Annotated in this window: 13 protein-coding genes; 10 read left to right on the forward strand and 3 right to left on the reverse strand. The window is 40.9% G+C overall.

Annotated elements, in window-relative coordinates:
• Window positions 1-221: 221 nt before the first annotated feature.
• The 3 genes from galE to KO530_RS08710 all read right to left on the reverse strand — a co-directional run bounded on the left by galE (window position 222) and on the right by KO530_RS08710 (window position 3,212).
• Window positions 222-1,238: a UDP-glucose 4-epimerase GalE gene (galE, locus tag KO530_RS08700; protein WP_216048032.1), complete on the reverse strand. Its 1,017-nt coding sequence runs from the start codon at window positions 1,236-1,238 to the stop codon at window positions 222-224.
• A gap of 1 nt (window position 1,239) precedes the next feature.
• Window positions 1,240-1,551: a DUF6170 family protein gene (locus tag KO530_RS08705; protein WP_372546577.1), complete on the reverse strand. Its 312-nt coding sequence runs from the start codon at window positions 1,549-1,551 to the stop codon at window positions 1,240-1,242.
• A 143-nt stretch (window positions 1,552-1,694) separates the two neighbouring features.
• A complete protein-coding gene (locus KO530_RS08710) occupies window positions 1,695-3,212 on the reverse strand; it encodes a peptide MFS transporter (protein ID WP_216048034.1) in 1,518 nt (505 codons plus the stop codon).
• Between the two features lie 778 nt (window positions 3,213-3,990).
• Here KO530_RS08710 and wecA point away from each other — a divergent pair.
• From wecA to rfbB, 10 genes are all read left to right on the forward strand, one after another.
• The gene (wecA, locus tag KO530_RS08715) at window positions 3,991-5,061 is read left to right on the forward strand and encodes a UDP-N-acetylglucosamine--undecaprenyl-phosphate N-acetylglucosaminephosphotransferase (protein ID WP_216048035.1); all 1,071 of its coding nucleotides are present in this window, start codon (window positions 3,991-3,993) and stop codon (window positions 5,059-5,061) included.
• 123 nt (window positions 5,062-5,184) lie between these two features.
• Entirely contained in the window at window positions 5,185-5,544 is a 360-nt protein-coding gene (locus KO530_RS08720; RefSeq protein WP_216048036.1) for a DVU3141 family protein, read from the forward strand.
• Window positions 5,544-7,313: a polysaccharide biosynthesis/export family protein gene (locus KO530_RS08725; RefSeq protein WP_216048037.1), complete on the forward strand. Its 1,770-nt coding sequence runs from the start codon at window positions 5,544-5,546 to the stop codon at window positions 7,311-7,313. Before KO530_RS08720 ends, KO530_RS08725 begins: the two co-directional genes overlap by 1 nt.
• 21 nt (window positions 7,314-7,334) lie before the next feature.
• On the forward strand, window positions 7,335-8,120 hold the full coding sequence (locus KO530_RS08730; RefSeq protein ID WP_216048038.1) for an ABC transporter permease: 786 nt from the start codon (window positions 7,335-7,337) through the stop codon (window positions 8,118-8,120).
• Window positions 8,117-8,767 (forward strand): ABC transporter ATP-binding protein, encoded by a 651-nt coding sequence (locus tag KO530_RS08735; protein ID WP_216048039.1) that lies wholly within the window; start codon window positions 8,117-8,119, stop codon window positions 8,765-8,767. Before KO530_RS08730 ends, KO530_RS08735 begins: the two co-directional genes overlap by 4 nt.
• Window positions 8,768-8,769: 2 nt before the next feature.
• Window positions 8,770-10,227 carry a lipopolysaccharide biosynthesis protein gene (locus KO530_RS08740; protein WP_216048040.1) on the forward strand — a complete coding sequence of 486 codons (1,458 nt, stop codon included), beginning with the start codon at window positions 8,770-8,772 and terminating at the stop codon, window positions 10,225-10,227.
• Between the two features lie 85 nt (window positions 10,228-10,312).
• Window positions 10,313-11,191 (forward strand): glucose-1-phosphate thymidylyltransferase RfbA, encoded by an 879-nt coding sequence (gene rfbA, locus KO530_RS08745; protein ID WP_216048041.1) that lies wholly within the window; start codon window positions 10,313-10,315, stop codon window positions 11,189-11,191.
• A 1-nt stretch (window position 11,192) separates the two neighbouring features.
• A complete protein-coding gene (gene rfbC, locus KO530_RS08750; protein WP_216048042.1) occupies window positions 11,193-11,741 on the forward strand; it encodes a dTDP-4-dehydrorhamnose 3,5-epimerase in 549 nt (182 codons plus the stop codon).
• Between the two features lie 28 nt (window positions 11,742-11,769).
• Window positions 11,770-12,657 carry a dTDP-4-dehydrorhamnose reductase gene (gene rfbD / locus KO530_RS08755; protein ID WP_216048043.1) on the forward strand — a complete coding sequence of 296 codons (888 nt, stop codon included), beginning with the start codon at window positions 11,770-11,772 and terminating at the stop codon, window positions 12,655-12,657.
• Window positions 12,650-13,732, forward strand: coding sequence for a dTDP-glucose 4,6-dehydratase (rfbB, locus tag KO530_RS08760; protein WP_216048044.1), 1,083 nt, complete (start codon window positions 12,650-12,652; stop codon window positions 13,730-13,732). Before rfbD ends, rfbB begins: the two co-directional genes overlap by 8 nt.
• Window positions 13,733-13,938: the final 206 nt, after the last annotated feature.

Here is a 13,938-nt window from a genome sequence, read left to right on the forward strand (position 1 = left end):
GTAGGCGGTTGCTTTAGCCCCGCGGGAACATGCAAGATTCCATGGCCTAAAGGCCATGCTACGGATTTTTTGTAGGCGGTGGCTTTAGCCCCGCGGGAACATGCGAGATTCCATGGCCTAAAGGCCATGTTACGGATTTTTTGTAGGCGGTTGCTTTAGCCCCGCGGGAATATACAAGATTCCATGGCCTAAAGGCCATGCTACATGGATTGTTGGTATTCTTATTTAAATCCGTTGGGATTATTGGATTGCCAATTCCATGAGTCGCGACACATTTCCGCTAGGCCTTTTTTTGCGGTCCAGTTTAGTTCTTCTTTGGCCAGCTTTGGATCTGCATAACAAGCTGCTACATCGCCACTGCGTCTGGGCACAATATTGTACGGAATGGACTGTCCACTTTGTTTCTCGAATTCTTTAACCATATCCAACACGCTATAACCTTGGCCAGTTCCCAAATTATAGGTCACTAATCCTGCGTTTTCAGTGAGTTTATCCAGCGCCTTTAAATGGCCATTGGCCAAATCTTCAACGTGAATATAATCGCGCACACCGGTGCCATCTGGGGTGTCATAATCGTCACCAAAAACCGATAATGCTTCGCGTTTTTTAGTGGCAACTTGTGTGATGAACGGCATTAAGTTATTCGGAATACCATTAGGATCTTCGCCTATTCGGCCTGATGGATGAGCGCCTGCTGGGTTGAAGTAGCGCAAGATTGCAATATTCCAACTGTTGTCTGACTTAAACAAATCTTGCAATACTAATTCAACCATCAGTTTAGATTGGCCATAAGGATTTGTCGGTTGACCGGTTGGCAAGTTTTCATGCAGCGGCAGGGTAGTTGGGTCGCCGTATACGGTGGCAGATGAACTAAACACAATATTTTTGACATTATGTTTGGCCATGGCTTCACACAAATTCAGTGTGCCATACACATTATTTCGATAATAAAGTAAAGGTTTTTCAACCGACTCGCCAACAGCTTTTAAACCTGCGAAATGGATAACAGAGTCAATCTTATTTTCAGTGAATACCTTATCAAGAATGTTTGAATCTTGAATATCACCTTCTACAAACGCAATTTCTTTCCCGGTTAATTCAGATACTCTTTTTAAGGATTCTGGAGAAGAGTTACATAGGTTATCTAGCACTACGACTTGATCGCCATTTTCCAATAATTGCAACACTGTGTGGCTGCCGATATAACCAGCACCGCCAGTAACGAGTATAGTAGACATGTTATTCCTTTATTTGTGAATCATCAGGTTGTTTCAAATATTTCGCCGATAAGCTGTATTGAAAGGGCTTCAAAATTAGTGGGTAAGCAATGATTATCAGTGCGGCCCAAAGTAACGAAGACCAATCTTGAAAAGTGCGCAGTACAAAAACAAAAAAAGGCACCATAATAAGCAGTTTTATAACGTTAAGAAATAACTTCTCAGGCGCAGTCAGCTTGCTTTCAGCTGCACGAATTTCTACAAAGCGCTCTTTAAGGCTTAAGTTTTGTAGTTGAGGAATTTGACGTGTCGAAAAATAGAATTTCAAAAGCACTACCTTGAGATCTTCGAATTATAATGGCGACATTATACAAACTATTTGGATCAAAAACGCCCCGAAATAATGTTTTTTGTTTCGGGGCGTGATTCAGTCTTTTAAATAAATGTTTTAGCTAAAAATTTATGGTGTTTCTAACACTACAAAATCGTTGGCTTTTCTTCGTCATGATTAAAGGTTTTCTTTTCAGCCAGTTTTTCCCACTTACGTGTTTTCAGGGTTAATAGCCCAACAACAAGCGCGGCGGCTACGGTAATTTGTCCAATACCCCAAAACAGATTTGGCATATCACTCAAATTATCTGGGTCTAGTCCACCGGCTAATAAGCCCGCTGTCACATTACCGATTGAGTAAGTAAGTACAAACACGCCCATCATCTGACCGGCAAAACGTTTAGGCGACAATTTACTCACAGCAGCCAGCGCGACTGGGCTTAAACAAAGCTCGCCCACTGTATGCAAAAAGTAAGTAGCAACCAAGAAATAAGGCGCCGCTTTTAAGCCACTTGCGGCAATTTGTGCAGCAAAGAACATTACGATAAAGCCAGTGGCCATTATCACCAAACCAATGGCGCACTTGATTCCGTATGAAGGCGTTATCATGCGCTTACCCAGATTTACCCATAAGGCGGCAAAGAACGGGGATAAAGTAATGATGAAAAATGAATTAGCGGATTGGAACCAAGCTGGTGGGATCTCAAATGAACCTATCATGCGTTCTGTGTAGTCACGACCGAATAAGTTTAATGAAGAGCCTGCTTGTTCAAAGCCGGACCAGAAGAATATTGAGGCTAAACACACCACAAAGAGCGCACCTAAGGTTCGTTTTTCGTCTGATGACAAGTTACCAAACGCATAGATGCCAGCGTAATAAGCTAAGAAGACAACCGTAATGGCTACTGCTACATATTGAGCAAGGGTGACCGGGTCAATACTCAGCATTCCCGTCATCATCGCAAACGTTAGCACTGCAATACCCACTAAAAACACAGCGATTACTGTCCAGCTTTTCTTTTCCCCAGATGGTGTCATTTTAAGCAGAGGTTCAGCGCCTACGCCACCTAATCGGCCTATGGTGGCACGATATTGCAGTAGACCAATTGCCATACCTACGGCAGCAGCACCGAAAGCGTAATGGTAGCCTGCATTGACCTGCAACCAACCACAAACAAAATACCCAATTAACGAACCTAGATTGATACCCATGTAATAAATGGTATATCCCGCATCACGTCTTTGATCTTCAGGGGCATAAAGCTGACCAACCAAAATACCTACATTGGGTTTTAACAGTCCAGTTCCTATCACCACTAGGATTAAACCAATAAAGAAACTCCAGCTGGCTGGAATGGCAAGCACAATGTGACCACACATGATCACGATACCACCGTACCAAACTGCTTTTTGGCTGCCTATTAGTCGGTCGGCTATCCAACCGCCGGGTAAACCCATGAAATACACTGCACCTGTGTACAATCCATATATTGCAGTAGCGGATGCCACCGTAATTGCCATTCCTTCTTCTTGAATACTGGCGGTCATGAACAAAACTAACAAAGCACGCATGCCGTAGTAGCTCATTCGTTCCCACATTTCAGTATAAAATAGTGTTTGTAGGCCACCTGGGTGACCGAAAAAATCGGGTGTTTTTGAATTCATTGTGTCGCTGCCTTTAGGTGAGTTCATCAGATGCGTTAACGCTAACTTTGCATGTGAACTGCTTTATTTTAATTATTGTTGTTTTTCTCATAGATTGATCCATTGCTTGCATCAAATCACCGAGATGAAAACTTGTAAACCCATTGTTTATACTAGAGCTCTTGTCTGAAAACAAGATTGTCGGTTTTTATTGTGCTTTATTTAAACGAATTTAAAGGAGATTTTCATTTACAGGCTAAGCAGGTTATTAAAAATCTAATTTCCCACCGAGCAGTGCTGTACGATTAATGTGCATTTTAACAACGAGATTGCTCTAAATTAAATATATTCGTGCACAGACTCGGTGCATCAAATTTGGTGCATGCATTCCAAAATGGTAGTAGCTCATTTTTTGGTAACAATTAGAGAATAAAATTGCGCTTAAAAAACAAGCGATTCTAAGCGTTTTTTATTCTGTGTTGCGAAAAACATACAGTTTTTTGATGGGTAAATGTTTTTCCTGTATATTATACCAACGGATAATACGTCGATTGCATTTAGTAACACGATTTTACTGGTTTTCAGCAACTGATATTTGGTATCATCCCCGCGAATTTTCGAAGTAGCGGCGTTACCTATTTATTAGGAATACGAAGGAAAATACGATTTTCTTATAAATATCAAGAGGGTATAACTTGATTCTCATTGAAAACACAAGTTCTGCTGGAACGCTATGCTGCATACAGGCTCGATTATTGCTTCTGCAGCTTTAACGAATTAACAAGGAATCGTGTAATATATGTTTGCCTATTTGGAGTTTGTTCCACTTTTTACTGCGTTTTTTGTAGCGGTAATATTGTTGATTGTAATGACTCCCTTTGCTCATCAACTTGGTTTGGTTGATCATCCTACTGCAAGAAAACAGCACAATGGTATGGTTCCGCTCACCGGTGGTGTGGCCATTTTTGGTGCAGTTTTAATTACTAGTATCTTAACCGATGTCTGGTTTAAAAACGGTTCTCTATTTTTTACCGCATCTTTTTTCATTATTTTGCTAGGTATGCTGGACGACAAGTTCGACTTAAGCGCTAAAGGGCGACTTATGTGTCAGTTCGGTGTGGCCGCAATAATGGCGTGGGCTGCGCAGAATTATATCACCTCGCTAGGCGATATTTTTGGCTTCGGTGACACCTCTTTTGGTTTATTTGGCTATTTCTTCACATTAATTTGTGTGGTTGGTGTTATCAATGCGTTCAATATGATTGACGGTATTGATGGGCTCGCCGGCGGTATGAGCTTGATAGTGCTGCTTGCCGTGGTCTTTTTGTTATTAATTTCCAATAATGGCAACGCCATTATGGCACCTATGATGGTTATTGCAGCCATCGTACCTTTCATGGCATTTAACTTGAGCTGGAAAGGATTCAAAGGTAATAAAATATTTATGGGTGACAGCGGCAGCATGTTCGTTGGACTAACCATTGTTTGGTTGATGGTCGATTTTACCCAAGGTGCAGAGGCGGCTATGCGTCCAATGACCGCGGTGTGGATTATCGGGTTACCATTAATGGACATGGCTGCAATTATGTACCGACGGGCGAAAAAAGGTCAGTCAGTATTGAAGCCTGACCGCCAACATCTACATAATATCTTTATGCGAGCCGGCTTCTCTTCGCGTCGCTCGTTAGCCGCAATCTTGCTAATGGGATGTTGTTATGCCGCGGTAGGAATTTTGTGTGAACTGTATGAAGTTGCCGAATATATCATGTTCTATGGTTTCATAGTGTCGCTATTTATATACAGTTACGTAATTCAAAATATCTGGACTATTTTACGCTTTGTTCGTGGAAAACGAAAAATAGCTCGCTAGAATAGCATCAAGGGCAACCAACAGGTTGCCCTTACTTTTAGTGTTACTTTGCAAACGCATTCTTTGCAAAATCAAGGTGACGCGTTAGTATGAACTGTTGTGGACAAAAGCTAATAATAATTTATGAAAAAACTGAGTAGTTTCTTTTTACTAAGCATCCTTCTTCAAGGCTGTACTTCGATTGACCAACCCATTGCTAGTCGAGCACTTGTAGAGCATGAATTTGTTTCAGACGCTAAGCCTGTGTCATCTGCGCAGCAAGCTATTTTGTCCCAGTCTTCTATGTCTACAAATGTGAAAATCGACGGTAAACCTGCGGTTTTAGGCAAACCTTTTTTCGCGGCCAGCGGTAAAACCTGTCGTAAAGTGCAGTTTATGCTTGATGGTCAACGTGTGTATTGTAAAACCAGTAACGGTGATTGGTACGCAGTTAGCCCTGTTTTAGCCAGCTACAGTGAAGCTACAACAGGAGGAAACCAATAATGTTATTAAATTATCGTGTCGTTTCTGCTTTCCTATCTAGAACAGTACTTTTCATCGCAAGCTCAATGTTTGTAGGTTCCATATTTGCGCAACAAGCACCAACCCAAGAACAACTGCAACAAGCTCAACAGGCTAGCCAAAGTCAACGAGTTGACTTGTCGCAATATATTCAATCAGGTGGCAATAGTACCGGTAGAGGAGGGAGTATCAATTTACCTTCGGATTCTGGCCCTATGCCTGCTGGCGAAGAAGGGCTGCCGCCGCCGTATGGCGCTAACCTGTTCAAAGGTGGTTTTGAAACGGAACGTAGTGATGGATTAAATTCGTCTTATTTAGTTGCCCCTGGCGATAAAATTGCGATTCAAATGTGGGGCACGGTGAACAGTTCAGAAGTGGTTACCGTGGATAATCAAGGCAATATATTCATTCCAGATATCGGCCCGATTAAAGTGCAAGATGTGCCCGCTAGTCGCGTCAACAGCGTAGTGACGCAAGGTATAAAATCAATATACACCAACAACGTGAGTGTGTATGTCAATCTGCTTACGGCAACGCCAGTGAGTGTGTTTGTGGCAGGTCCGGTGCTAAGACCTGGTCAGTACGCCGGTTTGGCGTCAGATTCAGTGTTGTTTTATCTAAAACGAGCTGGTGGGATTGATCCCCATCGCGGCAGTTACCGAAACATTACGGTAATGCGTCAGGGTGAAACGGTGCTAACTTACGATTTATACGACTTCCTAAAAATGGGTAAATTACCTGCATTCTCGTTCAAAGATGAAGATGTGATTTTTGTAGGCGAACAGGGCGCTATGGTGAACGTAGAAGGCGCGGCTAGATACCCATTTAGATTCGAGTTAGAAAAATCAAAACGCTCTGGCACTGCATTAATGAACTATGCTCGACCATTGTCGAAAACCAGTCATGTGGCGATAACCGGTAATCGTGAATCTGGCCCAATTTCAGTTTATTTGCCAGTGAATGAATTCGATCAATTCACCATGGCTGATGGTGATACCGTGTTGTTTAATGATGACATTAGACCGCAAGTGATCAGCGTCCAAATCTCGGGCAGTTATGAAGGACCGTCATATTACGCGGTGGAAAAAGATACTCGTTTACTCGACCTCCTAAGCTATATTGAGATTGACCCGGAACAAGCCAACTATGGTTCGATTTACGTTAAACGTGAAAGCGTGATGGAACAGCAAAAAATGCTGATCAACGAATCCTTAGATCGCCTAGAACGCAGTTTGTTTACGGCCCCAGCTTCAAGCAGCGGCGAAGCGTCAATTCGTGCTCAAGAAGCCCAGTTAGTTTCACAATTTATTGCCAGAGCAAGAAGAATAGAACCTCTTGGCAAAGTGATCGTCTCTGAAAACGGCAAAGTGGCCAATATTCGCCTAGAACAAGGGGATGAAATTGTTATCCCGGCACAAACCGACCTCATTCAAATTGCTGGTGAAGTATTGATGCCCCAAGCGGTGGTATACAACCCAGAAGCGACGGTATCAGACTACATTGCATGGGCCGGTGGATTTAGCGAGCGAGCCGATGATGACCGCATAGCCATTGTGCATGCTAACGGAATTACCAGTTTTGTGTCATCTGATGCTGGCCAACACTGGTACACCGATGATGAAAACGCCACCTTAGAAGCCGGCGACCAAATTCTGGTACTGCCAAAAGTGGATGCGAAGATCATGCAATCCATCAAAGATGTCACCCAAATCATCTATCAAATTGCTGTAGCAGCTAATGCTGCAAGCTAATTGCACAAGCAAGCGTAATTCATGACAACAGTTATTAAACGCAACAAATGGGAAATATGGCGAGACGTCATATTTGCCCTTTTTGCCCGCGAAATTCGCACGGGGTTTAATGATAAGTTTGGTTTGAGTTGGGCGGTGGTAAATCCAATTGCTTTTATTTTTGTACTGTCTTTTATTAGAGGAAGACTGGCCGGAGGTGAAACTCATACTATTCCCACTTTTACCTTTATGGCTATTGGTATCTTACTTATTCAAAGCTTTTTACAAACATTGGGAAGTTCGGCTCGATCAATCAGTAAAAACAAAGCGCTGTTTGCATTTCGGCAGGTGCAGCCAATTAGTGCTGTTTTTGCCAGTGCTTTATTTCAGTTTTTAATTAAGATATTTGTAATAATTGGCATAATCATCATCATGTATTTCATGGGGATGGATTTACACATATCCGATCCACTTTTGTTTTTAGTTTGTTTCTTCCTGTTGTCGATTCTTGCTGTTTCATTAGGGCTTTTATTTGGTATTGCAGAGCTTTTCGTTAAAGAAATTGGCAAAGTAAGAGAATTGCTGACGAGGCCTCTATTTTTTGTATCTGGCGTTTTTTTCTCGCTACAAGATTTTCCTAGAGAATATTGGCACTTCTTAAATTGGAATCCAATACTTCACGCCATCGAATTAACGCGATATTCAGTACACTCTACTTATGGACACGAAGGCGTAAGCTTAGGCTTTTTAGCAAATGTTGTATTAATTTTTGCATTTATGTCTTTGGCGGTTTACCACGTTTCATGGAAACAGGCTATTAGCAGATGATTCGTTTAGAAAATATCACTAAATATTATCCTTCTAAATTAGGTCATCAGTATATTTTTCGAAATGTCACTTTCGATATTCCAGCAGGTCATAATATTGGTATCTTGGGTTCAAATGGAGCCGGTAAATCGACATTGTTTAGACTGCTTGCTGGCAGTGAATATCCGAACAAAGGGAGAATCATTACTGACTTAAGCTTGTCTTGGCCAGTTGCTTTGACCACTGGTATTCACCAGCAAATGACAGGCCGGGAGAATACTAGGTTTATCGGTAAGGTGAATGGTATTGCTGACTTAGACAAGTATGAACAACGAGTGCGAACCTTTGCTGAATTAGGCAAAAAATTTGATTTACCCGTTAGATCTTATTCCAGCGGTATGAAACCCAGATTGGCATTTGCTTGCTCTATTGCTATCGACTTCGATGTATATCTGATTGATGAGGTTACATCGGTTGGCGATGCTAAATTTAGACGAAAAGCCAAAGAGGCCCTTTTGGAGCGAAGTGAAAAAGCAAATGTCATTATGGTCAGCCATGAAATGGATGAAATTAGACAGTTTTGTGATAGTGCTATTGTGCTGCACAAAGGTGAATTAACGTTTTACAACGATCTTGAGCAAGGGATCGAACAATATCAGGCATTATAAGTATGACTAAACAAGCTCAATTAGAATTGGAAAAACGTTTCGGTGATCTCAAAGCTATCCTGACTGATGAGCAATGGTCTGATGCTGACTTTTTACTTAAAAAAGTAGAAGAGCTAGAGTTAACCGACATGTCGTTAGCGTTTAGATTAATGCAACGGGTTAAAAACTTATCTCCAATAGAAGCCAACCAAGCTAAATTGAGAGAGTTGCGGGCTAAAGCATTACTGGAAGAACCTGAGTTGGCGACGTTATCTTCAAACGAACCTAGCAGTCGAAAAGCAATGCTAAAAGATAATGCTGCAAATATAAAAGATAAAATAGTCGTTTTATCAGCTCATCCTAAGTTTCAGAAGTTTACCCGTCCGTTTGCACTTTGCGTGCTTTTACCGTTTTTATTATTTGCTTTTTATCAGGTAATTTGGGCAAGCCCCAGGTATGAAAGCCAAGCTAAACTAATCGTTAAAGAGCCTGATGGCATGGCCACTTTAGACCCTGCAATGGCAATTATGTCAGGATTTGGTGTTTCATCTGGTAGTTTAGATACAGAATTGGTAAAAGCCTTTGTTTATTCAAATGATATGTTGATTTATTTGGAAGATACCTTAGACATATCAAAACACTACAGTAATGCAGAGTTTGATGTTTTTAGTCGACTTGATGATGAAGCAAGTAAAGAAAGTCGGTTAAAGTATTATTTAGATCGGGTACTAGTTGAGGTAGATGAAAAATCTCAAGTCATTAGTGTTTTTGTACAAGCATTTGATCCCGATTTTGCCCATTTAATGAGTAAGACAATTGTTGATAGAGCCGAGTGGTATATAAATGAAATTGGTCACAATTTAGCGAAAAAGCAATTGGAATTTGTGATGTTAGAGCATAAGTTGGTTGAAAAGCGACTTCAGAAGGCTAAAACCGAACTACTCGCCTTTCAACGTCGTCACAATTTACTCGATCCACAAGCAGAAGGAATGGCCTTACAGCAAATAACCTACCAACTAGAAGGGCAAATTGCAGCCAAAAGAACGGAACTAAACGCTCTAAGAAATAGTATGAGTGAAAATGCGCCACAAGTATTGCAAGCTAAATCTCAATTAGAAAGCATGGTAGAGCAGCTTGAAAATGAAAGGGCTAGACTGACTACTGATAAAACCGTGGACACTTCTTTGCCAGATGATGAAAAGAACCTGAGTGTTTCACAAGTCATGGCGAAATTCAGTGATTTTAAAATAAATATGGAGTTAGCACTCCAAGCCTATACTTCTTCTCAGGTTTCTTTAGAGAAGTCGAGAATTGAAGCATATCGTCAATTAAAATATTTGGTTACTGTGGAGTCGCCCACTTTACCCCAAGATGCGAAATATCCAGAAGTATTTTATAACCTCAGTTTATTTTTAGCAGTAATATTGATGCTCTTCGGTATAGGTCGAATTGTAATCGCTACTGTAGCCGAATTAAGATAAACCATAGTGGCGGTTTTACATTAAGTTGTAGAGCAAATTTAATCGTTTTAGATCCAAAAAATTTAAATTTTATAAGGTAATAAATGTGAGAAAAGGAATCGTTTTAGCTGGTGGCTCAGGTACGCGCCTTCATCCCTTGACATCGGTGATCAGCAAACAATTAATGCCAGTGTATGATAAACCGATGATTTACTATCCTATTTCTACCTTAATGTTGGCTGGCATCAAAGATATACTAATTATTTCAACACCAGAAGAGCTACCTAGATTTGAATCTCTATTGGGGACAGGTGAAGCTTGGGGGGTGAATTTTAGCTATGTTGCTCAGCCTTCACCTGATGGCCTTGCACAAGCGTTTATATTAGGTGAAGAATTCATTGGCGATGATCACTGTGCCCTAGTATTAGGTGATAACCTTTACTATGGCCATGACCTGCAATTATCCTTAACTAATGCGAATAAACAAACTACGGGTGCTACCGTATTTGGTTATCATGTTACCGACCCTGAGCGATATGGGGTAGTGGATTTTGATGATGACTGGAAGGCGTTGTCTATCGAAGAAAAACCCCAAAAACCCAAATCAAATTATGCAGTAACAGGCTTGTATTTCTACGATAACCAAGTTGTGGAATTAGCGAAACAGGTAAAGCCTTCCCATCGCGGTGAATTAGAGATAACCGATCTCAATAACTTATACTTAGAGCAAGGTAACTTGAGAGTAGAGTTGATGGGGAGGGGATCTGCTTGGCTAGATACTGGTACCATTGATAGCTTATTGGATGCGTCAAATTTCATTGCCGCGATAGAAAAACGCCAGGGGTTAAAAATATGCTGTCCGGAAGAAATTGCCTTCCGCAAAGGGTTTATTGATGCGGAGCAACTTAAAATGTTAGCAAAACCACTTATTAAAAGCGGATACGGCAAATACCTATCTAAATTATTAACTGAGAAAGTGAAGTAGTATGAAATTAGTAGAAACTAGTATTCCTGACGTAAAAATTATCGAACCTAAAGTATTTGGTGATGAACGTGGTTTTTTCATGGAAACTTTCCGTGATGACTGGTTCAAAGAAAATGTAGCTGACGTAGAGTTTGTACAAGATAATCACAGTAAATCTAAGCATGGCATTCTTCGAGGTTTACATTATCAACTGCAACACACTCAAGGAAAGTTAGTGAGGGTGATAAGCGGCGAAGTGTATGATGTAGCTGTAGATATGCGTAAATCGTCGCCCACATTCGGTAAAAGTTTTGGCATTCTGCTGTCAGCAGAAAATAAAAAGCAATTGTGGGTGCCTGCCGGATTTGCTCATGGTTTTTATGTGACTTCCGAATTTGCCGAGTTTGTTTATCGCTGTACTGATTATTATCACCCTGAGTCAGAAGTTTCTATACGATACAACGATGCTATGCTTGGTATTGACTGGCCTTTGGTAAACGGTATAAAACCGAGTTTATCTGCAAAAGATGAAGCCGGTTTAGATTTTGAATCTGCACCCAGTTTCGATTAATATATCGCGCATTCAATACGAGATTTAAATGACAATAATTGTAATCGGAAAAACTGGCCAGTTAGCGCAAGAATTAAAACTACTAGATGACAATGTAGTTTGTTTAGGCCGCAGTGAAGTCAACATCACCGATCCTGAAAACCTGAACTCAACCCTAAATAAGTATGATGTGGCAGGCATTATTAATGCTTCCGCTTATACCGCAGTAGATAAAGCTGAATCAGAACAACAGCAAGCCTTTGAAATTAATGCTAGCGCCGTAGAGAATTTGGCAAAGGTCGCAAAGCAAAAAGCAGTGCCATTTGTACATGTTTCAACGGATTATGTGTTTTCTGGTGATAAAGGTTCTCCCTATCAGGTTGATGAAGTACATGCACCTATTGGTGCTTATGGAGCGAGTAAAGCTGCGGGTGAGAAGGCCATTCAACAATACGCTGCAGAAGTGAGTTGTATTATTCGAACCAGCTGGGTGTATTCCCAGTTCGGCAATAACTTCGTAAAGACTATGCTCAGATTAATGGCAGAAAAGCCTGAACTTGGTGTGATAGATGATCAAATTGGTTCACCTACATTTGCCAAGGCACTGGCTCATGCTTGTTTATATGCGGTTAATCATAAGGTAACGGGTGTGCATCACTTTACCGATTCAGGAGTATGCAGTTGGTACGATTTTGCCTTGGCGATTCAAGAGTTGGCAATAAAACATGGACTTTTAGAGAAACCCATACCCGTTAAGCCTATTCCCACATCCGCCTATCCCACTCCAGCTAAAAGACCCAGCTACAGTGTATTAGACAAATCAACCCTTAAAGACGCATTTAATGGGCTTCAACCTAAGCATTGGCGTAACGAATTAGAGATTGTGATTCAGCAATTAGCAACTCAAAAACAATTAAAAGATATGAAAAATGACTAAAAATAAAACCCTACTTGTCACTGGTGGAGCCGGATTTATCGGTGCAAATTTCGTATTGTATTGGATGCAGAATAACCCAGAAGATAAAGTGGTAGTGTTAGATGCCCTGACTTACGCAGGAAATCGGGCTAACTTAGTATCCGTAGAATCCAATGAGAAATTTGTGTTCGTGAAAGGTGATATTTGCGACACTGCTTTGGTTGAATCTCTGCTTTTGGAACATGGAATAGATACCATAGTGCATTTTGCCGCTGAGTCTCATGTTGACCGCTCTATCACCGGCCCAGATGCTTTTATTGAAACCAATATTATAGGTACATACAGTTTACTCAAAGCTGCTAAAAAAGTATGGATTGATCTTCCTAAAGATGAAGGGAAAGAAGCAATTCCCCACAGGTTCCATCATGTGAGTACCGATGAAGTCTATGGTAGCTTAGAGCCAAATGATCCGGCATTTACCGAAGATACTGCTTATGCGCCTAATTCTCCTTATTCAGCCAGCAAGGCGGCCAGTGATCATCTAGTACGAGCTTATCATCATACCTATGGTTTAGAAGTGACTACCAGTAACTGTTCCAATAACTATGGCCCATACCATTTCCCAGAAAAACTGATCCCACTGATTATCACTAACATTCTGAATGATAAACCACTTCCGGTGTACGGTGACGGTCAACAAATTCGCGACTGGTTATATGTAGAAGATCATGCCCGTGGTATTGAACTAGTATTAAAAGAAGGCCGCATTGGTGAAAATTACAATATTGGCGGTCACAACGAATGGGCCAATATCGATATAGTTAAACTAGTGTGCAACAAGATGAACCAGGCATTCGCCAATAAGCCTGATTTAATAGTAAAGTATCCTTTGGCAACAAAAGCTGTTGAAGGCAATGCCGAAGCGCTAATAACGTACGTTACCGACAGAGCAGGGCATGATAGACGTTATGCGATAGATGCTACTAAAACTAATAAGGAATTAGATTATAAACCGGCTGAATCTTTTGAAACTGGTATTATGAAAACTATTGAGTGGTATTTAGAAAATAAAAGTTGGTGGGAATTGTTACTTTAAATGAATACCCTCAGTATTTTGAGCTGTATTTAAGTTAATTCCCAACCTTTCCTCTACAGCTCAGACTTCTTGTGGCGGTTAACTGGAAAACTCAATATATTGAGCAGGTGCTTAGTAAGACAGGTACCGTACATATTGGACTGTATTTAAGAAAGTTAAACACTCTATTTTATGTTGCCTACTTTCAGATTGTTGCTAATTTTTCG

The organism is Aliiglaciecola lipolytica (assembly GCF_018860635.1).
Classification (GTDB): Bacteria; Pseudomonadota; Gammaproteobacteria; order Enterobacterales; family Alteromonadaceae; genus Aliiglaciecola; species Aliiglaciecola lipolytica_A.

Excerpts from the sequence above, each read along its gene's own strand:
- galE (WP_216048032.1), bottom strand. The coding sequence starts at position 1,238 with ATGTCTACTATACTCGTTACTGGCGGTGCTGGTTATATCGGCAGCCAC.
- KO530_RS08710 (WP_216048034.1), bottom strand. The coding sequence starts at position 3,212 with ATGAATTCAAAAACACCCGATTTTTTCGGTCACCCAGGTGGCCTACAA.
- wecA (WP_216048035.1), top strand. The coding sequence starts at position 3,991 with ATGTTTGCCTATTTGGAGTTTGTTCCACTTTTTACTGCGTTTTTTGTA.
- KO530_RS08720 (WP_216048036.1), top strand. The coding sequence starts at position 5,185 with ATGAAAAAACTGAGTAGTTTCTTTTTACTAAGCATCCTTCTTCAAGGC.
- KO530_RS08725 (WP_216048037.1), top strand. The coding sequence starts at position 5,544 with ATGTTATTAAATTATCGTGTCGTTTCTGCTTTCCTATCTAGAACAGTA.
- KO530_RS08730 (WP_216048038.1), top strand. The coding sequence starts at position 7,335 with ATGACAACAGTTATTAAACGCAACAAATGGGAAATATGGCGAGACGTC.
- KO530_RS08735 (WP_216048039.1), top strand. The coding sequence starts at position 8,117 with ATGATTCGTTTAGAAAATATCACTAAATATTATCCTTCTAAATTAGGT.
- KO530_RS08740 (WP_216048040.1), top strand. The coding sequence starts at position 8,770 with ATGACTAAACAAGCTCAATTAGAATTGGAAAAACGTTTCGGTGATCTC.
- rfbC (WP_216048042.1), top strand. The coding sequence starts at position 11,193 with ATGAAATTAGTAGAAACTAGTATTCCTGACGTAAAAATTATCGAACCT.
- rfbD (WP_216048043.1), top strand. The coding sequence starts at position 11,770 with ATGACAATAATTGTAATCGGAAAAACTGGCCAGTTAGCGCAAGAATTA.
- rfbB (WP_216048044.1), top strand. The coding sequence starts at position 12,650 with ATGACTAAAAATAAAACCCTACTTGTCACTGGTGGAGCCGGATTTATC.